Consider the following 23,616-nt stretch of genomic DNA (forward strand, 5'->3'; position numbering starts at 1 on the left):
TCAGAACCGATCACCCCTCTCCGGCTCGCGCGAGCGAACCCGAGGCGCCTCAGTGCTCGTCGCTACTTGATCGCATCCGTGACTTTCGACGTCCAGGCCCCCTCGGGCGCCTTGGAGATCACGGGGGCCGAGCCGCCGGACATGAGGACCTTCACCGTGGTGTCGGCGGTCGCCGTGTCGAGCTTCGGCGTGTCGCCGAGGAGCTTGGCGACTTCCGACATCATGAATTTCTGATGCGCTTCGGTCTGCGCGCCGGTCGTGTCGTTGTCGAGAACGATCTCCGCCGCCTCGTCCGGGTGCGCCTTGGCATATTGCCAGCCCTTCATCGAGGCGGCGACGAAGCGCGCGAGGGCATCGACCTTCTTGGGATCGTCGAGTTCCTTTTCGGTCGTATAGAGCCCGTCCTCCAGCGTCGCGACGCCCTGATCCTCGTATCGGAACACGACGAGATCCTCGGGCTTGAGGCCGGCGTCCAGCACCTGCCCGTATTCGTTGTAGGTCATGGTGGAAATGCAGTCGGCCTGCTTCTGCAGGAGCGGATCGACGTTGAAGCCCTGCTTCACCACGGTCACACCGTCCGGACCGCCATCGGTCTTGAGGCCGAGCTTCGCCATCCAGGCGAGAAAGGGATATTCGTTGCCGGAGAACCAGACGCCGAGCGTCTTGCCCTTGAAATCGGCCGGCGAGGCGATCCCGGTGTCCTTCCGGCAGGTCAGCATCAACCCGGATTTCGCGAAGGGCTGGGCGATGTTGACGAGGGGCAGGCCCTTTTCGCGCGCCGAGAGCGCGGCCGGCATCCAGTCCACGATCACGTCGGCGCCGCCGCCCGCGATCACCTGCTCGGGTGCGACGTCCGGGCCGCCCGGCTTGATCGTCACGTCGAGACCGGCATCCGTGTAGTAGCCCTTCTCCTGCGCGACGTAATAGCCGGCGAACTGGGCCTGGGCGACCCATTTGAGCTGGAGCGTCAGCGGGTCGGCGGCGAGCGCCTGCGCGGACGCGGCAGCCGAGAATGCCAGCGCGAGACCGGCGAGTTTCAGCGACTTCATGACCCCTATGCTCCTTGTTCGAGGTCCGCCCTATCGAGCGCGGAAGGACGGATGCCAGAATGTCGAGAGCCGCTCGACGACGGATAGGAGGCCGTAGCCAAGCGAGCCGGCCAGCGCGGCCACGGCGATCTCGGCCCAGACCATGTCGGTGTTCATCCGGCCGATCTCGGCGGAGATGCGAAAGCCCATGCCGACGATCGGCGTGCCGAAGAACTCGGCGACGATCGCGCCGATCAGCGCGAGGGTCGAATTGATCTTCAGCGCGTTGAACACGAAGGGCAAGGCGGCCGGCAGGCGGAGCTTCAGAAGCGCCTGACGATCGCTCGCCGCATAGGTCTTCATGAGGTCGCGTTCCATCGCGCCCGCGACTGTGAGACCCGCCAGCGTGTTCACCAGCATCGGGAAGAAGGTCATCACCACGACGACCGCCGCCTTCGAGGGCCAGTCGAAGCCGAACCACATCACCATGATCGGCGCGATGCCGATGATCGGCAGCGCCGAGACGAGATTGCCGACCGGCAGGAGGCCGCGTTTCAGGAAGGGCGATCGGTCGATCAGGATCGCCGCGAGAAAGCCCGCGCCGCAGCCGATCGCATAGCCGGCGAGCACGGCCTTCAGATAAGTCTGGCGAAAATCGGCCCAGAGGATCGGCAGGGAGCCGGCGATCCGCGCACCGATCGCGGACGGGGGCGGCAGGAGGACCGAGGGGACCGCGAGCCCGCGCACGATGCATTCCCAGAGAACGAGGAGCGTCACGCCGAAGGCGATGGGCACCGCCGTGTCGGCAACCCTCGCGCCCCAGGCATGGTGCGGACGAAGGCCGGCGAGCCGTGCCGTCAACTGCCAGGCGACCAGCCAGAAGGCGACAAGAAGCAGCCAGAAGAAGGCGTCGACTTCGCCCCGTTCCAGCGAGGCGAACAGGGCTGCGATGCCGGCGAGCGACAGGATGAGGGGAACGAGAAAGCCGCCGCGAAGTCTGGGGAGGATCGCACTCATCGCGCGCCCGTCCGCTTGAGCACCGCCGTCTCGGCCAAGCCCACGAGGGCCACGAGCGTTCCGGCCAGAACCGAGGCCATGACCAGCGCCGACCAGATCTGCACGGTCTGCCCGTAATAGGAGCCGGCCAGAAGCCGCGCGCCGAGCCCCGCCTGCGCCCCCGTCGGCAATTCGCCGACGATCGCGCCGACGAGCGCGGCGGCGACCGCGATCTTCATGGAGGCGAAGAGGAAGGGCAGCGAGGCCGGCAGGCGTAGCTTCGCCAGAACCTGGCCCCGACTGGCGCTGTAGGTGTGCATGAGATCGATCAGCATCGTGTCGGGCGAGCGCAGCCCCTTCACCATGCCGACCGTGACCGGAAAGAAGGACAGGTAGGTCGAGATCACCGCCTTCGGCAGAAGACCCGTGACGCCGATCGAGGACAGGACGACGATGATCATCGGCGCGATGGCGAGGATCGGAATGGTCTGGCTGGTGATGATCCAGGGCATCAGGCTCTTGTCGAGCGTGCGCGAATGAAGGATCCCGACCGCCAGGAGAATGCCGAGCGCGGTGCCGATCGCAAAGCCGAGCAAGGTCGAAGACAGCGTCACCCAGGCATGAAAGAGGAGCGAGCGCGGCGAGGTCGGCCGCGTCTCGACGATCGTCTTCCAGAGATCGAGCGCCACCTGATGCGGCGCCGGGAGGATGGGACGATCGGAGGCCATCGTGCCCGCAAGGATCGTCAGCATGTCCGGCGCCGTGCCGCTGCGCGCGAGACGATCCGCCACCGTCTGCCAGTTCAGCCAGACCGCGCCGGCATACCAGATCGCGACGATCGCAAGGACGACGATGAGGATCGGCAGAGCCTTGCCGCTCATGGCCCGGGTGAGAAGGCTCACCTCGCCGCTGCGCCCGATCCCCGCCCCAGGCTCCGCAATCGGCGCGACGGTCATCCGCGACGCTCCCTCGCTGGAGACGAATTCTCTTCCAGGCCCAGCGACAAGACCTGCGGCTTTCCGCTTCGGAATTCCCCCTCAATCATAGCTATGCCCCGCCTTCAGCCCTTCGCGGACGCGCTGGGCGATTTCGAGGAAGCGCGGCGTTTCGCGGATTTCGAGCGGGCGCTCGGGCCCGAGGTCGCAGTCCACGATCTCGTGGATGCGCCCGGGTCGCGGGCTCATGACGACGATGCGGGTGGACAGGAACACCGCCTCGGGGATCGAATGCGTGACGAAGATCACGGTCTTGCGCGTCTTGGCCCAGAGCTTCAGCAATTCCTCGTTGAGCCGGTCGCGCACGATCTCGTCCAGGGCGCCGAAGGGCTCGTCCATCAGGAGGAGTTGCGGATCGAAGGACAGCGCGCGGGCGATCGAGGCGCGCTGCTGCATGCCGCCGGACAGCTGCCACGGGAATTTGCGACCGAAGCCAGAGAGCCCGACGAGATCGAGCCCCGCTTCCACCCGCCGCGCCCGCTCGGCCTTGTCATGCCCCATGATCTCGAGCGGCAGGCCGACATTGCCGGCGATCGTCCGCCAGGGATAAAGCGCCGCCGCCTGAAACACGTAGCCATAGGCGCGCGCGCGCCTCGCCTCGTCCGGCGTCATGCCGTTGACCGAGATCGCGCCCGAACTCGGCTGCTCCAGATCGGCGATGACGCGCAGAAGCGTCGTCTTCCCGCAGCCGGACGGACCGATGAAGGAGATGAACTCCCCTTCCCGCACCGTCAGGTCCACATCCTTCAAGGCGTGGACCGGGCCGTCGGCGGTTCGGAAGGTGAGCGACAGCGCCTTCGCCTCGATCACCACCCGTCCGCCATCGATCTCGGCCTTGGGACTCGGCACCACCTGCAACATCTGGTTACACGCCCGCCGGAATGCCGGCGCGCTCGACCGGGCGCGGGGCGACGAGTTCCTTCCAGGTCGAAAGCGCCTTATTGACCGGCGCGTTGGCCGGGCGCTCGACGAAGCGCCCCGAGCCAGTCTCGGCTCGCACGTCGCCGTCGCGATAGGCCACCTTGCCGCCGGACAGCACGATCTTCGGCAGGCCTTTCAGCTCGAACCCTTCGAAGACGTTGTAGTCGATCGCGGATTTCTGCGTCGCCGCCCGCACGGTCTTCGTCGCGGCCGGGTCGAAAACGACGATGTCGGCATCGGCGCCGGGCAGGATCGCGCCCTTGCGCGGATAGACGTTGAGAATCTTGGCGATGTTGGTCGAGGTCACGGCGACGAATTCGTTCATCGTCAGCCGGCCCGTGTTGACGCCCTTCGACCAGAGAACCGCCAGACGATCCTCCAAGCCTCCGGTGCCGTTCGGAATCTTGGTGAAGTCACCGACGCCGAAGCGCTTTTGCTCGGTGGTGAAGGCGCAGTGATCGGTCGCGACGACCTGAAGCGAGCCGCTGGCAAGGCCCGACCAGAGCGAATCCTGATGCTTCCGGTTGCGGAAAGGCGGGCTCATCACGCGCCGCGCGGCATAGTCCCAGTCAGGGTTCAGATATTCGCCCTCGTCCAGCGTCAGGTGCTGGATCAGCGGCTCGCCGAAAACGCGCATCCCGGCCTGTCGCGCGCGGCGGATCGCCTCGTGACTTTCCTCGCAGGATACGTGAACGACATAGAGCGGCACGCCCGCCTGATCGGCGATCATGATGGCGCGGTTCGTCGCCTCCCCCTCCACCTGCGGCGGGCGCGAGTAGCCATGCGCTTCCGGCCCGCGATTGCCCTCGGCCAGAAGCTTCTGCTGGAGCGAGGCGACGACGTCGCCGTTTTCGGCATGGACGAGCGGCATCGCGCCGAGTTCGGCGCAGCGCTGGAACGAGGCGAACATCTCGTCGTCGTTCACCATCAAGGCGCCCTTATAGGCCATGAAGTGCTTGAACGTGTTGATGCCCCGGCTGACGACCTCCGGCATCTCGTCGAAGACCTGTTTCCCCCACCAGGTGATCGCCATGTGGAAGGAATAGTCGGTCCGCGCCTTACCGGCCTTCTGGTGCCAGTCCTGCAGGGCCTCGATCAGGCTCTGGTTCGGCGCGGGCAGGCAGAAATCCACCACCATCGTCGTGCCGCCGGCGAGCGCTGCGGCCGTCCCCGTGTCGAAATCATCGGAGGAAAACGTGCCCATGAAGGGCATTTCGAGGTGAGTGTGCGGGTCGATCCCGCCCGGCATGACATAGGCGCCCGACGCGTCGATCACCTCGTCGCCCGACAGGTCCGGCCCGACCGCGACGATCCGACCGTTCTCCACCAGCACGTCGGCGCGATGCGTCAGATCGGCGGTGACGACCGTACCACCCTTGATCGCGATGGACATTCCATCCTCCCTGCACCCGTCCGGCGTGGAACCATTCAAGGACGTTCGCGCACCGGCGTCAATTGAGTTGCTGATTTAATTTGCATGGTCGAATTCGAGGCATTTCGATTGAGAGAGCCGTCGGGATCGCCCTGTCTCCCGACGGCGCTGTGAAAGCCTAGTCCGAGATGCCGGCCGTCTCGAGCACGGCATGGAACAGGACATCCGCGCCGCGTTTCGCCCAGTCCTTGGTGATCTCCTCGGCCTCGTTGTGGCTGAGGCCATCGACGCAGGGGCAGAAGATCATCGCGGTCGGCGCGATACGGTTGATCCAGCAGGCGTCGTGACCGGCGCCCGACACGATGTTCCGATGCGAAAGCCCGAGCGTCTCGGCCGCGCGGCGCACGGCGGCGACGCAGGTCTCGTCGAAGGTCACGGGATCGAAATGGCCCGTCGGCTCGATCGAATGGCCGAGCTGGAGCTCGTCCGCGATGAGGACGACGCCCGCCTCGATCCGCTCGCGCATCGCGTCCAGCACGGCCTTGTCCGGCGAGCGGATGTCGATCGTGAAGACGACGCGGCCGGGAATGATGTTGCGCGAGTTCGGGTAGACCTCGACATGGCCGATCGCGCCGACCGCGTTCGGCTGATGCGCCATGGCGGTCTCGTGGACGAGTTCGGTGATGCGCGCCAGACCCAGGCCCGCGTTGCGGCGCTTGCGCATCGGCGTCGAGCCGGTATGCGACTCCTTGCCGGTCAGCGTCACTTCCAGCCACCAGAGGCCCTGGCCGTGCGTCACGACGCCGATATCGATCCCCTCGTCCTCGAGGATCGGCCCCTGCTCGATATGATATTCGAACAGCGCCCTGATCGGCCGCTGCCCGACCGGCTCGTCGCCCTCCCAGCCGATGCGCTTCAACTCGTCGCCGAAGCGCTTGCCCGAGGCGTCCTTGCGATCCTTCGCCCAGGCCTCCTCGTGAAGGCCGGCAAAGACGCCGGAGGAAAGCATCGCCGGGGCGAAGCGCGTCCCCTCCTCGTTCGTCCAGTTGACGACGACGATCGGGTGTTTCGTCCGAATGTTGAGATCGTTGAGGGAGCGGACGAGTTCGAGGCCGGCGAGAACGCCGAGCACGCCGTCATATTTGCCGCCGGTCGGCTGCGTATCGAGATGGCTGCCGACATAGACCGGCGGCAGGTCGGGCTCGGCGCCTTCGCGGCGCGCGAACATGTTGCCCATCGTGTCCACGGACATCGCCATGCCGGCGGCCTCGCACCAGCGCCGGAAGAGATGCCGCCCTTCGCCATCGGCGTCGGTCAGCGTCTGGCGATTGTTGCCGCCGGCAATGCCGGGGCCGATCTTCGCCATGTCCATCAGCGAGTCCCAGAGCCGGTCGCCGTCGATCTGGAGGTTGGATTCGAGCGCCATCGCGCGTTCAGTCCAGGCTTTCGAGGATCGGCTTCAACGTATCGACGATCTCGGCGATCTGCCGTTCCTCGATGATGAGCGGGGGCGACAGGGCGATGATGTCGCCCGTCGTGCGGATCAGGAGGCCCTTCTCGTAGGCCTTCACGAAGGCCGAGAAGGCGCGCTTGGTCGGCTGGCCCGGGATGGGCTCCAGTTCGATCGCGCCGATCAGACCGATGGTGCGGATGTCGATGACGTGGCGCGCGCCCTTCAGCGAATGGATCGCATCCGTCCAGGCGGGCGTCAGCGCCTTCGCGCGCTCGAACAGGCCCTCTTCCTTGTAGGTCTCGATCGTCGCAAGCGCGGCGGCGGACGCGATCGGGTTGCCGGAATAGGTATAGCCATGCGCGAATTCGATCACATGCTCGGGGCCTTGCATGAAGGCCTCGTAGATCGTGTCCTTCACGAACACCGCGCCCATCGGAATGACGCCGTTGGTGAGGCCCTTGGCCGTCACCATGATGTCCGGCACCACATCGAAGTAATCCGAGGCGAAGGCCGTGCCGAGACGGCCATAGCCGGTGATGACCTCGTCGAAGATGAGAAGGATGCCGTGCTGGTCGCAAATCTCGCGCAGGCGTTTGAGATACCCTTTGGGTGGCGGCAGCACGCCGGTCGAGCCCGCCACCGGCTCGACGATGACGGCCGCGATCGTGGAAGGGTCGTGCAGCGTCGCGATGCGCAGCAGGTCCTCGGCAAGCTCGGCGCCGTTCTCCGTCTCGCCCTGCGGATAGGGATTGCGCTCCGGGTCGTGCGTGTGGCGCATGTGATCGACGCCGGTCAGGAGCGTGCCGAACATCTTGCGATTGCCGACGATGCCGCCGACCGAGATGCCGCCGAAATTGACGCCGTGATAGCCGCGCTCGCGCCCGATCAGCCGGAAGCGCGCGCCCTCGCCGCGCACGCGGTGATAGGCGAGCGCGATCTTCAGCGCGGTGTCGACCGATTCCGAACCGGAATTCGTATAGAAGACATGGTCGAGGCCTTGCGGCGCGATGGACACGAGCTTCGAGGCGAGTTCGAAGGCTTTGGGATGGCCCATCTGGAAGGCCGGCGCATAGTCGAGTTCGGCGGCCTGCTTCTGAATGGCCTCGGTGATCTTTGGTCGGCAATGCCCGGCATTGACGCACCAGAGCCCCGCCGTGCCGTCCAGCACCTGCCGCCCGTCGGCCGTCGTGTAGTGCATGTCCTTGGCGCCGACGAACATGCGGGGCGCTTGCTTGAACTGCCGGTTCGCCGAAAACGGCATCCAGAAGGCTTCCAGATTGTTGGTCTGGACAGGCGACATCTCGGTCATGGCGGGTCTCCGACGAACGCGGCGGAGCCAAAGAAGAGGCCGGGCCGAATTCTTGACTGACGGGTCAAAAGGGAGGCTAGAAGGGCGTCGGGGGCCGGTCAAGCACAGTTAAGTCTGTGTCGAGACGATCAGCATCGAGAAGAATTCCGGCGCGACGATCCGAACGAAAGCCGTCGAACTTCGCGCCGGGATCGCCCTGCGGACGCCGATCCTTTCAGTCGCGCAGGAGGTCACCCCCGCCCGCGCAACCTTGCCTCCGGCAGAGGGAGAAGGTGCGGGCGGCGACCATCCTTCCGTCGCCCACGGTTCCCCTGGCGAAAGCCGCGCCTCACTCCGCCGGTTCGGCCTCGCGAACCATGGGCTCGGGCGCGAACTGCATCGCCTCCTTGCGCATCGGATTGTTCGGATGCGCCGTCCAGTTCGTGTATTCGGCCGGGATCGGGCGCTGGGTACGCGGATCGAACCCCTCGATCCGCTCCATCGTGATGCAGTTCTCGACCGGGCAGACATTGACGCAGAGATTGCAGCCGACGCATTCCTCGTCGATCACCTCGAAATGCCGCGCGCCGTCCAGCATCGAGGTGATGGCTTGGTGCGACGTGTCCTCGCAGGCGATGTGGCAGCGCCCGCATTTGATGCAGAGATCCTGGTCGATCCGCGCCTTGGTGACGTAACTGAGGTTCAGATACTGCCATTCCGTGACGTTGCGGGTGGCGCGTCCGCGAAAATCCTCGATCGAGGCATAGCCCTTCTCGTCCATCCAGTCGGACAAGCCGGCCGTCATCTCCTGCACGACCTTGAAACCGTAGGTCATGGCGGCCGTGCAGACCTGCACCGTGCCGCAGCCGAGCGAGATGAACTCGGCCGCGTCCCGCCAGGTCGTGATCCCGCCGATGCCGGAAATTGGCAGGTCGTAGGTCTCGCGATCGCGCGCGATTTCCGCGACCATGTTGAGCGCGATCGGCTTCACGGCCGGGCCGCAATAGCCACCATGCGAGCCCTTGCCGTCGATGGTGGGCGTCGGCGCGAAATTGTCGAGATCGATCGAGACGATGGAGGAGATCGTGTTGATGAGCGAAACGGCGTCCGCCCCGCCCTTCTTCGCCGCGCGCGCCGGAAAGCGGATGTCCGTGATGTTCGGCGTCAGCTTCACGATCACCGGCAGGTCGGAGTGCAGTTTGCACCATCGGGCGACCATCTCGATATAGTCGGGCACCTGACCGACCGCCGAGCCCATGCCGCGCTCGCTCATGCCGTGCGGGCAGCCGAAGTTCAGCTCCACCCCGTCGCAGACCGTGCGGTCGACGCGCGAGAGGATCGCCCTCCAGCTTTCCTCGTCGCAGGGTACCATCAGCGAGGCGATCAGCGCGCGGTCCGGCCAGTTGCGCTTCACCCGCGCCATCTCTTCGAGATTGGTCTCGAGATCGCGGTCGGTGATCAGTTCGATATTGTTAAAGCCGAGGAGCCGTCGGTCGGGTCCGTGGATCGCGCCGTAGCGCGGGCCGTTGACATTGACGAGCGGCGTGCCGGCGGAGCCGAGCGTCTTCCAGACGACGCCGCCCCACCCCGCCTCGAAGGCGCGATTGACGTTGTATTCCTTGTCCGTCGGCGGCGCGGAGGCGAGCCAGAACGGATTCGGCGAGCGGATGCCGAGGAAGTTCGTGGAAAGGTCGGCCATGTCTTCCTCCCTCAGAGCGCGCCGGGCACGAAGGCAGAGGCCGCTTGCGGCCACTGCCCGGCACCGAGCGTCGCGATCTCCGCCATGCGGCTCGTCAGTTCGCGATGGATGTCCTCGGCCGCGATCTTGCCGTCCTCGACGGCGATCACGGTGAGATCGTCGCCCTCGGAAATGCAGTCGCCACCCGCCCAGACGCCGGCCATGCTGGTGCGGCGCGCGGCGTCCACCTTGATGCGCCCGCGCTCGAGATCGAGCCTCGCCGCCTCGGCCGAGACGCCGTCCGGCGCAAAGCTCTGTCCGATGGCCTTGAAGACCTGATCGGCCTCGATCACCACGCTTTCGCCGGTCGCGACGAGCCGATCGCCCTCCATCCGCGTGCGCTCGAATTCGATGGCGGCGATGTGCCCCGCATGGGCGATGAGGCGCTTGGGCTGGAGATGGCAGCGGATCGTCACGCCGCGCGTCTGCGCGAGGTCCTGCTCGTAGCGCGAGGCGTTCATGGCGTCGCGTCCGCGCCGATAGGCGAGCGTCACCTCCTCCGCGCCGAGCGCCTTCGCCTGCACGGCCGCGTCCACCGCCGTCATGCCGCCGCCGATCACGACGACGCGGCGGCCGACAGGCAGGCTGCCGAGTTCGGTCGTCTGCCGGAGGTCGGCGATCCAGGCGACGGCGTCATGGCTGCCGCTTTCGCCCTCGCCTTCCGCTCCGAGCGCGTTGACGCCGGCAAGACCGAGGCCGAGAAACACGGCATCGAATTCCTGGCGGAGCTGGTCGAGATGGAGGTCGCGGCCGAGCGCCTTGCCGGTCTCGATCGTAATGCCGCCGATGGAGAGGATGAAGTCCACCTCGGCCTGCGCGAAGTTGCGCGTCGCCTTGTAGGCGGCGATGCCATATTCGTTGAGGCCGCCGGGCTTCGGCCGCGACTCGAAGATCGTCACCGAATGCCCGTGCATCGCGAGGCGATGGGCGCAGGACAGGCTGGCCGGCCCCGCGCCGACCACGGCGATCCGCCGGCCCGTTTCGGCCGCGCGGGTGAAGGGATGACGACCGCCCCCGATCAGATGATCGGTCGCGTAGCGTTGCAGCATCCCGATCTTCACCGGCTTGCCCTCGGCGGCCTCGCGCACGCAGGCTTCCTCGCAGAGCGTTTCGGTGGGGCAGACCCGTGCGCACATGCCGCCGAGAATATTGGCCGACAGGATCGTCTTGGCCGCGCCGGTCGGATTGTTCGCCTGGATCTGCCGGATGAACAAAGGCACGTCGATCGAGGTCGGGCAGGCCTCCATGCAGGGCGCGTCGTAGCAGAAATAGCAGCGATCCGCCTCGACCAGCGCCTCGTGCTTTTCCAGGGGTGGATGAAGGTCGTCGAAGTTGCGGGCGAGATCGCTTTCCCCCAGTCGTCCGGGCGCGATATCGGGTTTGACGGGGGATATCTCGTTCATTGCGAACCTCGTTTCCTCGACCCGTCCGGCCCCTTCTTTGGAACCGGTTCAGATTAGAATGATCCGAATTTTAGAGACCGTCAAATATTTTGATCTCTTGGTCAAACTTCACTCGCAACGCCTCTTTTTCATGCACTGCACGATGAAATACTGAGCTTCCCTTGGGGTCAGGACGGCGATTCATTTCGCAACTGCGCTGCGCAGTCTGGCGAGCGGCGCGGGCCGTTTTGCGGTGCAAGAGCGGCCGGGTTGACATCGGCCCTTTTCACGGCGCGGATGGTCAGCGATCCGATCCATGTTCGAGGTCCGCAAGGATGGCATACAAGGTTTCGCTCGGTGGCCAGACCTGGGTCTTTGCGGACCTGAAGGAACTGATGGCGAAGGCGACGCCGCTGCGGTCGGGCGATCTTCTAGCCGGCATCGCGGCGGGTTCGGCGCAAGAAGCGGCGGCGGCCCGCATCGTGCTGGCGGACGTGCCGCTGCGCACCTTTCTGACCGAACTCCTGATCCCCTACGAGACCGACGAGGTGACGCGGCTCATCGTCGACAGTCACGACGAGGCCGCCTTCCGGCCGATCGCCCATTTCACGGTGGGCGAGTTTCGCGACTGGCTTCTGTCGGACCAGGCCACGACCGAGCGTCTCGCCGCACTCGCCCCCGGTCTGACGCCGGAAATGGCGGCGGCCGTGTCGAAGCTCATGCGCAATCAGGACCTGATCCTGGCCGCAAGCAAGGTGCGGGTGACGACCCGTTTCCGCAGCACGATCGGCCTCTCCGGCACGATGGCGACGCGCCTGCAGCCCAACCACCCGACCGACGATCCGCGCGGCGTCCTCGCCTCCACCCTGGAGGGTTTGAGCTACGGCTGCGGCGATGCGGTGATCGGCATCAATCCGGCCTCGGACTCGCCCAAGGCCGTCGCCGATCTCGTCCGCCTTCTGGACGAGCTGATCGCCCGCTTCGACATTCCGACGCAATCCTGCGTCCTCACCCATGCCACGACCTCGATCGAGCTGATCGAGCGCAAGGTGCCGGTGGATCTCGTGTTCCAGTCCGTCGCGGGCACGCAGGCGGCGAACGCCTCCTTCGGCGTTTCCCTCGCCATCCTGAAGGAAGCCCATGACGCCGGCCTGTCGATGAAGCGCGGGACGATCGGCGAGAACGTCATGTATTTCGAGACGGGCCAGGGCTCCTGCCTGTCGGCCAACGCCCATCACGGCGTCGACCAGCAGACCTGCGAGGCGCGCGCCTATGCCGTCTGCCGCCCGTTCAAGCCGCTTCTCGTCAACACGGTGGTCGGCTTCATCGGGCCCGAATATCTCTATGACGGCAAGCAGATCATCCGGGCCGGGCTGGAGGACCATTTCTGCGGCAAGCTGCTCGGCGTGCCGCTCGGATGCGACATCTGCTACACCAATCACGCGGAAGCCGATCAGGACGACATGGACACGCTCCTGACGCTTCTGGGAACGGCCGGGGTCAGTTTCGTCATGGCGGTGCCGGGCGCCGACGACATCATGCTGAACTACCAGTCCACCTCGTTCCACGATCAGCTCTATGTCCGTGAGGTCCTGAAACTTCGCCGCGCCCCGGAATTCGCCGAATGGCTGGAGCGGATGGATCTCTGCGACGAAAGCGGCCGCCTGAAGCCGGTGAAGACGAACCATCCGCTGCAGTTCGAAGCCATGAGACTGTTGCCCGCATGACGAACGAGACAGAAACCACGCTTCAGCCTTGGTCGGCCGAGCCGGTGTCCGATCGTCTCGGCTTGCCGGAGGGTGTGACCGCCGCCCGCCTCGCGCTCGGCCGCGTCGGCGCCAGCCAGCCGACCAAGGCGGTTCTGGCCTTCGCGCTGGATCACGCCCGCGCCCGCGACGCCGTTCACACCGCGCTCGACTTCGAAGCCCTGGCAGACGATCTGCGCGCGCTCGGCCTGGAAACGATCCGCGTGGAAAGCGCCGCGCCCGACCGGCAGACCTATCTGCGACGCCCCGATTTCGGACGAAAACTGTCGGACGCCTCGCGCGCCCTCCTCCAAGATCGCCAGCCGGACACGGCCGATCTCGTCATCATGGTCGGCGACGGCCTGTCCTCGACCGCCGTGCAACAGGGTGCCGCGCCGCTGATCGCCGGGCTGATGCGCCAATTCGAGGCGGACAAGCTCACCGTCGCGCCGATCGTTCTCGCCTCGCAGGCGCGCGTCGCGCTGGCAGACGAGATCGGTGAGGCGATGGGCGCGCGTCTCTCGCTCGTTCTGATCGGGGAGCGGCCTGGCCTTTCGGCGGCCGACAGTCTCGGCGCCTATCTCACCTTCGCGCCGCGCGTGGGCCGAACGGATGCGGAGCGAAACTGCGTTTCCAATATTCGAAGCGGCGGCCTGAGCCCGGACGCGGCCGCCTTCAAGCTGAGCTGGCTCGTTCGTCAGGCCTCGGCGTCGGGTACGAGCGGCGTTCGCCTCAAGGACGACAGCGATGTCGCCGCCATCGAACGCCTCGCCGAAGCCAAGCCGTAACGCGGCGCTCGATCCTACGAGCGCCGTGTGCTTTTCGGTTGAGCGAAGGCGTCAGCTCGCCGCTCGCGGCCCTCGACCGGCCGAGCCGGAGGCCAGCCTCGCGGCGCGAGGCGCCTCAGAACTCGGCGACCTTGCCCCAGGCGGATTTGTCGAGCCGCGCCGGATCGTAGGGACGCGGATCGACGATGGGCTCGGCGCCGGTCACGAGATCGGCGACGAGATGGCCCGCGCCCGGCCCGATGCCGAAGCCGTGCCCGCTGAAGCCGGCCGCGAGGATGAAGCCCGGCACCGCCGCGATCTCGCCGATCGCCGGCACGCCATCGGGCGTGGAATCGATATAGCCGGCCCAGCTATGGGTGATCGTCGTCTGGCGCAGGCCCGGCAGAAGGTCGAGCGCGCGCTCATGGGTGAGCCGGATCTGCTTCGCGTCGGGCTTGGGGTCGAGAATGCGGTTTCGCTCCATCGGCGTCACCTCGTCCAGCCGCCAGCGGCGCAAGGTCTCGTGGCCGGAGGTCCAGCCTTCCAGACCGCCGGGCGCAAGGCTCTTCCAGCGGCGGGCGAACATGGGCACGAATTCGCGCGAGAAGCGCAACTGCTGCGGCGTCGGGTCGACGCGAGCGCGCCCGCTGATCGCAAGCGTGTAGCCGCCATTGCCGCGCCGCGTGACGGAGACATCGGCCGTGTGCAGGGCGTCCGGCAGATCGTTGGCGCCGGGCGACACCGCGAGGATCGAGGAGCGCACCGCCGCCTGCGGGAAGCGCAGGCCGAGCTGGCGGCAGAAGGACGAGGCCCAGGCGCCGCCCGCCATGATCGCGACCTTGGTGCGGATCGTGCGCTTTTCGGTCACGACCGCGCTGACGCGCCCGCCGTTGAGTTCGAGACCGCGCGCCGCGCAGTTCTGATGCACCGAGCCGCCGGCCGCGATGATCGCGCGCGCGACCACCGGCACGGCCCGTGAGGGATCGGCCGTGCCGTCGCTCGGCGAAAAGACGCCGCCCTTCCAGGCGCGGCCCGTGGCATGGCCGCGCTCGGTGGCCTCGGCGGGTGACAGCATATGCGTGGTGACGCCGACCGTGCGGGCGAAGTCGCGCCATTTCGCCCAGCCTTCCAGCTCGGCCTCGTTCTGCGACAGGTAGAACAGGCCGCAGCGGCGGAAGCCGACATCCTCGCCGGTCTCCTCGGCCAGACGATCCCAGAGATCGAGGCTCTTGGTCGAGATTGGAAGCTCGCGCGCGTCGCGGTTCTGCTGGCGGCACCAGCCCCAATTGCGGCTGGACTGTTCGGCGCCGACGCGCCCCTTCTCGACCAGCGCGACCTTCAGCCCCCGCCGGGCTAGATAATAGGCCGAAAAGACGCCCGCGACGCCGCCGCCGATCACCACCGCGTCGGCTTCCTCCGGGAGCCTGGGGCTCGACTCGATCTGCATCAATGGCGCGCGCATGAAGTCTCCTTGCCGTCGGCCGGCACGATAGCGACGCGGCGAGAAAATTGGACTGCGCAGGACAGGTCCGCGTCCGCATATCCTATCGTTCGCCGCTCGCCGAACGGGGGATTGTTTCGCACAGGCCGAACCCATCCCATGGCGAGCCGTCGCGGAAGCTGCTTTAAGGATCAGGCAGGAAGGGAGCCAGACCGAGGACCATGAAGCTCGACCGGATCGATCTCAGAATTTTATCCGAGCTGCAGAAGAACGGCCGCATCACGAATGTCGAGCTGGCCGAGTTGGTTCACCTGTCGCCGAGCCCCTGCCTCATGCGGGTCAAGAAGCTCCAGAGCGAGGGCTATATCCTCAACTACTCGGCGCAGATCGATATCTCGAAACTCGGTCAGACCCTCACGGTTTTCACCGAGGTCACGCTCAAGAACCACCGCCGCAGCGACTTCGCCCGCTTCCTGACCGCGATCGAGAAGGTGGACGGCGTGATGGAATGCCACCTGATTTCGGGCGGCTACGACTATCTCCTGAAATTCATGATGCCCGGCATCGTCGAGTACCAGACGACGATGGAGCGGCTTCTGGAAATGGATATCGGGATCGAGAAGTATTTCAGCTTCATCGTCCTGAAGTCCCCCTTGATCCGCACCCATCTGTCGCTGGACACGATGTTTCCCGCCTGAGCTTTCAGCGCTGCGCGAAGGCGCGCAGGAGTTCCGGGTCCTGCTCCAGACTGTCGAGCCAGCCGGTGCGCAGTTGCGGCACGGACGAGAAGAGAAGCCGCGAATAGGGGTGGCTCGCGCGCCCGCCGTCGAGTTCGGGCGTCAGCTGCTCGATCTTCTGGCCCTTGTACATGACCACCACTTCATCGCAGATCGCGCGGACCGTCGTGAGATCGTGGCTGATGAAGAGGTAGGACAGCGACAGCTCGCGCTGCAGCTCCTTCAGGAGGTCGATGATCGCGGCGGCCACCACCGTGTCCAACGCCGAGGTGATCTCGTCGCACAGGATCAGCTTGGCATCGGCGGCGAGCGCCCGCGCGAAGTTGACGCGCTGCTTCTGGCCGCCCGACAGCTCGCCGGGGCGGCGGTGGCGCAGGGCGCGCGGCAGATGCACCATGTCCAAGAGCTCGCCGATCCGCGCCTCGCGCGCGCGCGCGCCCATGCCGTGATAGAAGATCAACGGCCGGGCCAGGATCTCGTCGATCGATTTCGACGGATTGAGCGAGGTGTCCGCGAACTGGAACACGATCTGCAGATCGCGCAGTTCCTCGCGGCTGCGCTGGCGCAAATCCCGCGCCAGCGGTTTGCCGTCGAACACGACCTCGCCCGCCGTGGCGGGTAGAATGCCTGCGATGACCCGGGCGAGCGTCGATTTCCCGCAGCCGGACTCGCCGATGATGCCGAGATTGCGACCGCGATGCAGCTCCAGGCTGACATCGTCGAGAACGCGGATCTTGGGCGTGCCGTCGGGCAGGAGATCGCCGTAACCCGCGACGATGTTCTTGACGACGAGCAAGGGGGCCGGCGTCTCGATGCCGGCGTCCGACGCGCGCGCCGTCGCCTTGGGGCGGAAGGCGGCCAGAAGCTCGCGTGTGTAGGGATGCTGCGGACGGTCCAGAATGTCCTGCGTCGTCCCCTCTTCCTGCACCTCGCCATGGCGAAGGACGATGATGCGGTCGGCGATCTGCGCCACGACGGCGAGATCGTGCGAGACGTAGACGCCGGCGACGCCGCCCTTCTTCATCACCGACTTGAAGGCGTGCAGCACCTCGACCTGCGTCGTCACGTCGAGCGCCGTGGTCGGCTCGTCGAAGATCACGAGCTTCGGGTCGCCGATCAGCGCCATGGCCGCCGACAGGCGCTGCAGCTGGCCGCCCGACACCTGATGCGGAAAGCGGTCGCCGATCGTCTCGGGGTTGGGAAGCGCCAGCGCGCGGAAGAGTTCGACCGCCTTGCGGCGCGCCTCGGCCACGGGCATCGAGCCATGGATGCGCGTGACCTCCACGACCTGATCCATGATGCGATGGGCGGGGTTGAAGGCCGCTGCCGCGCTTTGGGGCACGTAGGACACGTCCGAGCCGCGCTTTTCGGCCCGCTGGCGCTCGCTGAGCGCCACCATGTCGTCGCCCTCGAAGCGCACGGAGCCTCCGGTCACGCGGCACCCTGGCCGCGTGTAGCCCATGAGATTGAGCGCGATCGTCGTCTTGCCCGATCCGCTCTCGCCGATCAGGGCGACGATCTCGCCCTCGGCGATGTCGAACGACACGCCGCGAATGATCTCGACATTGCGGCCGGAATCGGTGCGGGCTTCGATCTTGAGGTCGCGAACTTCGACGAGACGGCTCATGCTTCTTCGCTCCGGTCGCGGATCTTGCGGGGCAGATTGTCGATCAGGAGGTTCACGCTGATCGTCAGGCTGGCGATGGCGATCGAGGGAAAGATCACGGCTGGCGCGGCAAAGGACAGACCGCCGATATTCTCCTTCACCAGCGCGCCCCAGTCCGCATTGGGCGGCTGCACGCCGAGGCCGAGGAAGGACAGGCTCGACAGGAGAAGCACGATGAACACGAAACGCAGGCCGACATCGGCCAGCACCGGACCGATGATGCCCGGCAGGATCTCGGCGCGGATGAGATAGCCGAGCCGCTCGCCACGCGCCCGCGCCACGGTCACGTAGTCCATCGCGTTGATGTTGACCGAAAGGGCGCGCGCGAAGCGGTAGCAGCCGGGGATGTAGATGAAGGCGAGCGTCGCGATCAGGATCGGGATCGAGGAGCCGACCGCCGCCACCAGAACCAGCGCCAGGATCTTGTTGGGGATCGAGGTCAGGGCGTCGAGGAAGCGGCTGAGCGCGCTGTCGAACCAGCCGCCGATCACCGCCGCCGTCATGCCGAGCGTCACGCCGCAGACGCAGGCGATGGTGACGGCCGCCAGTGAGATGCCGACCGTGTAGCGCGCGCCGTGGATGATACGGGACAGGACGTCACGGCCGAGATAGTCGGTTCCGGCCGGATACTGCGCGGAGATCGGGCCGAAGAAGTCGAAATCCACGATCTCGCCGACCGGATGGGGCGCGATCCAGGGCGCGAGGATCGCGACGACCGCCCAGCCGAGGATCACGAGAAAGGCGAGGACGCCGATGGCGTTGACGCGGTAGCCGAAACGGCTGCGGCGCGGCTTGCCCGCGCTCGGAATCGAAAGGGTCATGACCGGCGGAGCCTCGGGTTGGAGACGATGGCGACGAGATCGGCGATCGTGATGAGGAGGAGATAGGCGATGCAGAAGATCATCGCGCAGCTCTGGATCAGCGGCAGGTCGCGCGTCGAAACGGCGTCGAGCATCAGCTTGGCGATGCCGGGATAGTTGAAGATCGTCTCCACGATGATGACGCCGCCCAGGAGATAGGACAGCGACAGCGCGACGGCGTTGACGATCGGGCCGAGTGCGTTGGGCAGGGCGTGATGAAGAACCATGCGCCGACGCGAGGCGCCCTTCAGAAGCGCCATTTCGACATAGGGCGCGTTCAGCGTCTCGATCACGGCGGCGCGCGTCATGCGGATCATCTGCGCCGAGATCACGAAGCTCAGCGTGATGACCGGCATCGCGAACGCCTTCAGAAGCCCCGCGAAGGTCGTGACGTCGCCCGTCATCGAGAGGGCCGGCAGCCAGCCGAGATAGACGGCGAAGACGATCACGGCGAGCGTCGCCACCATGAATTCGGGGACCGAAATGACGCCGATGGTCAGAAAGGAGATGATCCGGTCATAGACCGTGCCGCGCAGGATCGCGGCGGCGATGCCGAGCGTGAGTGCGACGGGAACCGAAAGCGCGGCGGTGATGCCTGCGAGCTTCAACGAGTTGACCAGACGCGAGCCGATCAGATCGGCAATCGGCATGTTGTTGACGTAGGAAACGCCGAGATCGCCGGTGGCGAGGTTTCCGAGCCAGAGGAAGAACCGCACGAAGGCGGGCTGGTCGAGATTCATGGCGGTCCGAAGTCCGGCGACCGCCTCGGGCGTCGCTGCCTGACCCAGCAGAATCTCGGCGACGTCACCTGGCAGCAGGGCGGTGGCGCAGAAGATCGTGACCGCAACGATGAGCAACGTCACGAGTGCGACGAGGATACGGCCCGCGATCAAGCGCAGGATGAGAGAGTTCATGAGCGGCCCATCCGTTGCGACGAGGGAAATGGATGACCGGGCGAAGGCGCGACATGCGCCCTCGCCCGGGTGGACAGGGATCGGATCAGGCTTCGAACCAGACGTAGGCGGCGGCGTTGAAGCCCATCTGGCCACCCAGCGGGTTGGACACGAGGCCCCTCAGCTTGGGCGCCACGCCGTCGACATTGGACTGGAAGACCGGAATGATCGTGCCGGCGTCGTTGTGGATCATGGCCTGCATCTCGCCGTAGATCTCCTTGCGCTTGGCCTCGTCCAGAAGACCGCGCGCTTCGAGAAGCATGGAGTCGAACTTCGGCGACTTGTAGCCGCTTTCGTTCCACGCCGCCTCGGACTGGTAGAGCAGCGAGAAGAGGATGTCGGGCGTCGGACGGGCGTTGATATTGCCGAAATGCGCCGCGTCCTTGATCCAATGGTTGGACCAGTAGCCGTCGGAGGGAACCCGATCGATCACCATGTTGAGGCCGATCTGGCCCGCCGCCTGCTGGACCACCGCCGCATAGTCGAGCGATGCGGTCGCCGCTTCCGACGCGGTGACGTGGATTTCCTGACCCATCACGCCCGCCTTCTGGAACAGCGACTTGGCGCGCTCGGGGTCGAACTCGCGCTGTTTCAGTTCGGCGTTGAAATAGGGGTTCCAGGACGGAATCGGATGGTCGTTGGCCAGTTCCGCCAGCCCGCGCATCACCGACTTCTGGATGGTCTCGCGATTGACGAGATACTTGAAGCCTTCGATGACGCCGGCCTTGTCGCCCGGTGCCGCATCCAGGCGGATGTTCAGGTTGGTATAGGTGCCGAGCTTCGAGACGAAGAGCTGAGCGGCCGGGTCGTTCTCGAGCGCGCGCACGGAGCGCGGGTTGAGATTGGCGGCAAGGCCGATATCGCCGGAAAGGAGCGCATTGCGGCGCGCCGTCTCGTCCGCGATGGCGAAGGACTCGAAGGAGTCCAGATAGGGGCCGTTTTCCTTCCAGTAGTTCTCGTTGCGCTCCACCACCGCGCGCATGCCCGGCTGGAACTCGCGGAGCTTGAAGGGTCCGGTGCCGTTGCCCTTGGAGAAGTCGCTCGTGCCGTCGGCCACGATCATGAAGTGATGCAAGCCGAGGATGGTCGGCAGATCGGCGTTCGGCGCGTTGAGCGTGATCTCGACGGTGGCGTCGTCGACCGCCTTCACGTCGGCGAACTGCTTGGCGATCGCATTGACCTTGGAGCCGACGGCCGGGTCGAGATGGCGCTTGAGCGAGAACACGACGTCCTTGGCCGTCAGGCTCTTGCCGTCGTGGAAGGTCACGCCCTTGCGCAGCTTGATCGTCCAGACCTTGGCGTCCTGGCTTTCGATGCTTTCGGCCAGTTCCATCGTCGCCTTGCCGGACCCGTCGATGAAGGTCAGGCGATTGTAGACGCAGCAGATGCGCGAATAGTCGGTGGAGTTCGACGCCTTCGCCGGGTCCAGCGTGTCGGCCGTGGACGAGGTCCAGCCGGCCGCACGCAGATGCCCGCCCTTGACCGGCTCGGCGGCGAGCGCCGCCGTGGCGCGGCCGAGGATCGTGGTGCCGGCCGCGAGCGCGACGCCGCCCATGAGCATCATCTGCAGAAGCTCACGGCGATTGGCGCCCCGCCGAATCGCATTTTCGACCATCGCATCGTCGCGAGACGACCAGTTGGCAATCTTATCGGACATGGCATTTCCCCTGGGTTGACGACAGAAGGTCGGTTGAGGGTGAAGCGGGATTTCAGGCTTCCGCCGCGTCGGCGAGAGCCGCCAACGTGGTGAAATGGTAGTCCGGCTGGGTGAAGGCGCTCGGTTCGATCGAACCGCCATAGCCTTCCCGCCCGTGGCGGCGCTCGATCCAGCAGTTGGTCATCCCGAGTTGGCGGGAGACGCCGATGTCATGGTACTGGCTCTGGGCGACATGCAGGATGTCGTCCTTGGAATGGCCCTCGCTTTCCACGAAGGCGAAGACCTTCTGGAAAAAGACCGGGTCCGGCTTTTCGGTGCCCGTGTCGTCGGTGGTGAAGCTGGCGTAGAAGGGTTCGCCGAGCGTCCGCGAAAAGCCCTCGAAGGCCCAGCGCTGCGCATTGGTCATGGCGATCAGACGGTAGCGCTTGGCAAGGCGCGCCATCGCCTCGGCGCTATCCGGGAAAGCGCTCCAGGTCTTCACGTCCTCGCGAATGGCAAGGCCGTGCTCGCGCCCGGTCGGCAGGCCGAGCGTCGGCGCGATGATCTGATACACGCGCAGGAAATCGTCGGGAAACAGTCCGGCATCCTTGTCGGTGCGAGCCTTGCGGTAAAGGGCCAGCGCCTGCTCGCCATCGACCTCGACGCCAGCCTTCGCGCCAATCTTCTGCAGCGAGGTCACGAGCCCGCCTTCGAAATCGATGAGGGTGCCGACGACATCGAACGTCATGTAGCGGAACGATTGGAGGTCTTTTGCCATGAATTTCCCTTCCCTGCCGCTCTGGCGACGTTTGGTTTTCGCGTCGTCTTCCGAACCCTCACATCCGATCGGGTCCGGAAGATTCCGTTAGGATCGAGTTTGCCGTTCGGCCTTCGCGAATTGCGCCGAAATGCGATCGGCCGACGGCACAATATTGCGAATATGACAGCTAGGCAGAATCCAGGCAGATGCTGCAGCTGCGCAGAAAACGATCAGTCTCGCATAGCAGCGCGGACCTCCGGGTCGGCCAGCGTCTGGTCGAGCGTCAGTCGCGTGCGCTCCAGGATCAGGTCGATGTCGCCGTCCGTGCAGCAGAGCGGCGGCGCGTAGCCCATGACGCCGGTCGGGAAGGCCCGCACGACGAGGCCGTTGTCCCAGGCACGATCGAACACGCGCTTGGCGGGCTCGGCGCTCGCGGGGAGTGGCGTCTTGTTCGCCTTGTCGGTCACGAGTTCGATGGCCGCCAGCATCCCGCGACCGCGAACATCGCCGACGAGCGGGTGATCGGCCAAGGCGTTGAGCCCCGCCATCAGACGCTGTCCCGCGCGCTGCCCGTTTTCTAGAAGGCCGTTCTCGTAGAGATCGAGGCAGGCGAGGCCGATGGCGGCGCTGACCGGATGCGCCGAATAGGTGTAGCCGTGACCCACCGCCGCCGCGCCCGCGCCGTCGGCAATGGTGTTGTAGACCTTGTCCGACAGGAACACCGCCCCCATCGGGCAATAGCCCGAGGTGAGGCCCTTGGCCGTGGTCATGAGATCGGGCACCACGCCGTCGTCGGCACAGGCGAAGAGCGGGCCGGTGCGGCCGAAGCCGGTGATGACCTCATCGGCCACGAACAGGATGTCCAGTTCGCGGCAGGTGTCCCACATGGCCTTCAGCCAGCCATCGGGCGGCACGAGCACGCCGCCCGATCCCTGGATCGGCTCGATATAGAAGGCCGCGACGCGCTCGGCGCCGAGTTCCTCGACCTTGGCGCGCAGGGCAGCCACCGAAGCGTCGATGATCGCCTGCGGGTCGGAGCCGACCGGATTGCGGTAGCTGTAGTGCGACGGAATCTTGTGCTGCCAATCGTAGGGCAGACCGAAACCAGCGTGGAAGGCCGGCAGCGCGGTGAGGCCAGCGCCGACCGTGGAAGAGCCGTGATAGCCGTTCATGACCGAAATGAACTGGTCTTTCTCCGGCTTGCCGAGCGAATGGTAGTAGTAGCGGATGAAGCGCACGGTGGAATCCACCGCGTCCGAACCGCCCAGCGTGAAGTAGACATGGTTGAGATCGCCCGGCGCGCGGTCGGCGAGCTCGGACGCGAGGCGGATGGCGGGCTCGGAGCCGAGGCCGAAATAGGCCGTCGCATAGGGCAGCTCGCGCAGCTGGCGCGTGGCCGCCTCGATGATCTTGTCCTGCCCATAGCCGGCGTTGACGCACCACAGGCCGGCGAAGCCGTCGATCAGCTCGTGGCCGGAGGCGTCCTTGACGCGCGCGCCCTTGCCCGAAGCCAGAACCCGCACGCCCGCCTTCTCGTGACCGCGATAGGAGGCGACGGGGTGAACCAGATGGGCCCGGTCCAGTTCGACCAGCGAATTCATCAGCATGGGAAGGCTCCTGTTCAGCCGAGCGCCCGAAACACCAGGGCGAAGTTGCTGAAGAAGGAATAGACCAGCCGAGCCGGCAGCGGCTTTCAAGTTGCCTATGCGGCCCCAGCGTTTCGCGCCTAAAGCGCCGTTCCCTTCCGCATCTTATGCCGCAGACGGCCGGTCGCGGCCTTCTCCGCCGCGTCTTGACCGGGACGGAACGCAGCGAGCGAGAAACTCTCTGCCGCCCCGATCAGAGGATACGCAACATTCTGCTTCGCGACGCGGGTAA

Annotated in this window: 19 protein-coding genes; 3 read left to right on the forward strand and 16 right to left on the reverse strand. The window is 66.0% G+C overall.

The genetic code is table 11. The features are described 5' to 3' along the window. Positions 1 to 62 precede the first annotated feature (62 nt). From B146_RS0114475 to B146_RS0114515, 9 genes are all read right to left on the reverse strand, one after another. Complete coding sequence (locus tag B146_RS0114475) at positions 63 to 1,049, reverse strand: ABC transporter substrate-binding protein (RefSeq protein WP_019997170.1); 987 nt, start codon at positions 1,047 to 1,049, stop codon at positions 63 to 65. Positions 1,050 to 1,079: 30 nt separating this feature from the next. Next, positions 1,080 to 2,045: an ABC transporter permease gene (locus B146_RS0114480; protein ID WP_019997171.1), complete on the reverse strand. Its 966-nt coding sequence runs from the start codon at positions 2,043 to 2,045 to the stop codon at positions 1,080 to 1,082. After that, positions 2,042 to 2,980 (reverse strand): ABC transporter permease, encoded by a 939-nt coding sequence (locus tag B146_RS0114485; protein ID WP_019997172.1) that lies wholly within the window; start codon positions 2,978 to 2,980, stop codon positions 2,042 to 2,044. The genes B146_RS0114480 and B146_RS0114485 overlap by 4 nt, the downstream gene beginning before the upstream one ends. A gap of 81 nt (positions 2,981 to 3,061) precedes the next feature. Then, a complete protein-coding gene (locus B146_RS0114490; protein WP_019997173.1) occupies positions 3,062 to 3,880 on the reverse strand; it encodes an ABC transporter ATP-binding protein in 819 nt (272 codons plus the stop codon). A 4-nt stretch (positions 3,881 to 3,884) separates the two neighbouring features. After that, positions 3,885 to 5,333, reverse strand: a complete 1,449-nt coding sequence (gene hydA, locus B146_RS0114495; RefSeq protein WP_019997174.1) for a dihydropyrimidinase — start codon at positions 5,331 to 5,333, stop codon at positions 3,885 to 3,887. Positions 5,334 to 5,490: 157 nt separating this feature from the next. Continuing rightward, positions 5,491 to 6,738 (reverse strand): Zn-dependent hydrolase, encoded by a 1,248-nt coding sequence (locus B146_RS0114500; protein WP_019997175.1) that lies wholly within the window; start codon positions 6,736 to 6,738, stop codon positions 5,491 to 5,493. A 7-nt stretch (positions 6,739 to 6,745) separates the two neighbouring features. Continuing rightward, positions 6,746 to 8,074, reverse strand: coding sequence for an omega-aminotransferase AptA (locus B146_RS0114505; RefSeq protein ID WP_019997176.1), 1,329 nt, complete (start codon positions 8,072 to 8,074; stop codon positions 6,746 to 6,748). A 328-nt stretch (positions 8,075 to 8,402) separates the two neighbouring features. Further along, the gene (gene preA, locus B146_RS0114510) at positions 8,403 to 9,752 is read right to left on the reverse strand and encodes an NAD-dependent dihydropyrimidine dehydrogenase subunit PreA (RefSeq protein ID WP_019997177.1); all 1,350 of its coding nucleotides are present in this window, start codon (positions 9,750 to 9,752) and stop codon (positions 8,403 to 8,405) included. Between the two features lie 11 nt (positions 9,753 to 9,763). Beyond that, entirely contained in the window at positions 9,764 to 11,194 is a 1,431-nt protein-coding gene (locus tag B146_RS0114515; RefSeq protein ID WP_019997178.1) for an NAD(P)-dependent oxidoreductase, read from the reverse strand. Positions 11,195 to 11,508: 314 nt separating this feature from the next. Here B146_RS0114515 and B146_RS0114525 point away from each other — a divergent pair, with 314 nt between their 5' ends. Together B146_RS0114525 and eutC are read left to right on the forward strand one after the other, a co-directional pair. Next, the gene (locus B146_RS0114525) at positions 11,509 to 12,900 is read left to right on the forward strand and encodes an ethanolamine ammonia-lyase subunit EutB (protein WP_019997179.1); all 1,392 of its coding nucleotides are present in this window, start codon (positions 11,509 to 11,511) and stop codon (positions 12,898 to 12,900) included. Beyond that, positions 12,897 to 13,706, forward strand: a complete 810-nt coding sequence (gene eutC / locus B146_RS0114530) for an ethanolamine ammonia-lyase subunit EutC (RefSeq protein WP_019997180.1) — start codon at positions 12,897 to 12,899, stop codon at positions 13,704 to 13,706. Before B146_RS0114525 ends, eutC begins: the two co-directional genes overlap by 4 nt. Positions 13,707 to 13,821: 115 nt before the next feature. Here eutC and B146_RS0114535 read toward each other — a convergent pair whose 3' ends face one another. Next, complete coding sequence (locus B146_RS0114535) at positions 13,822 to 15,147, reverse strand: NAD(P)/FAD-dependent oxidoreductase (protein ID WP_026358620.1); 1,326 nt, start codon at positions 15,145 to 15,147, stop codon at positions 13,822 to 13,824. A 200-nt stretch (positions 15,148 to 15,347) separates the two neighbouring features. Here B146_RS0114535 and B146_RS0114540 point away from each other — a divergent pair, with 200 nt between their 5' ends. Then, positions 15,348 to 15,824 (forward strand): Lrp/AsnC family transcriptional regulator, encoded by a 477-nt coding sequence (locus B146_RS0114540; protein WP_019997182.1) that lies wholly within the window; start codon positions 15,348 to 15,350, stop codon positions 15,822 to 15,824. A gap of 4 nt (positions 15,825 to 15,828) precedes the next feature. On the opposite strand, the gene B146_RS0114545 is transcribed toward B146_RS0114540, so the two are convergent. The 6 genes from B146_RS0114545 to B146_RS0114570 all read right to left on the reverse strand — a co-directional run bounded on the left by B146_RS0114545 (position 15,829) and on the right by B146_RS0114570 (position 23,345). After that, entirely contained in the window at positions 15,829 to 17,490 is a 1,662-nt protein-coding gene (locus B146_RS0114545) for an ABC transporter ATP-binding protein (protein ID WP_019997183.1), read from the reverse strand. Beyond that, positions 17,487 to 18,350: an ABC transporter permease gene (locus tag B146_RS0114550; RefSeq protein ID WP_019997184.1), complete on the reverse strand. Its 864-nt coding sequence runs from the start codon at positions 18,348 to 18,350 to the stop codon at positions 17,487 to 17,489. The genes B146_RS0114545 and B146_RS0114550 overlap by 4 nt, the downstream gene beginning before the upstream one ends. Continuing rightward, entirely contained in the window at positions 18,347 to 19,303 is a 957-nt protein-coding gene (locus B146_RS0114555; protein WP_019997185.1) for an ABC transporter permease, read from the reverse strand. Before B146_RS0114555 ends, B146_RS0114550 begins: the two co-directional genes overlap by 4 nt. Positions 19,304 to 19,388: 85 nt before the next feature. Further along, positions 19,389 to 20,999: an ABC transporter substrate-binding protein gene (locus tag B146_RS0114560; protein ID WP_019997186.1), complete on the reverse strand. Its 1,611-nt coding sequence runs from the start codon at positions 20,997 to 20,999 to the stop codon at positions 19,389 to 19,391. 52 nt (positions 21,000 to 21,051) lie between these two features. Then, complete coding sequence (locus B146_RS0114565) at positions 21,052 to 21,756, reverse strand: HAD-IA family hydrolase (RefSeq protein ID WP_019997187.1); 705 nt, start codon at positions 21,754 to 21,756, stop codon at positions 21,052 to 21,054. A gap of 212 nt (positions 21,757 to 21,968) precedes the next feature. Next, positions 21,969 to 23,345 carry an aspartate aminotransferase family protein gene (locus B146_RS0114570; RefSeq protein ID WP_019997188.1) on the reverse strand — a complete coding sequence of 459 codons (1,377 nt, stop codon included), beginning with the start codon at positions 23,343 to 23,345 and terminating at the stop codon, positions 21,969 to 21,971. Positions 23,346 to 23,616: the final 271 nt, after the last annotated feature.

Source organism: Aureimonas ureilytica DSM 18598 = NBRC 106430, from assembly GCF_000382705.1.
GTDB classification, from domain to species: Bacteria; Pseudomonadota; Alphaproteobacteria; order Rhizobiales; family Rhizobiaceae; genus Aureimonas; species Aureimonas ureilytica.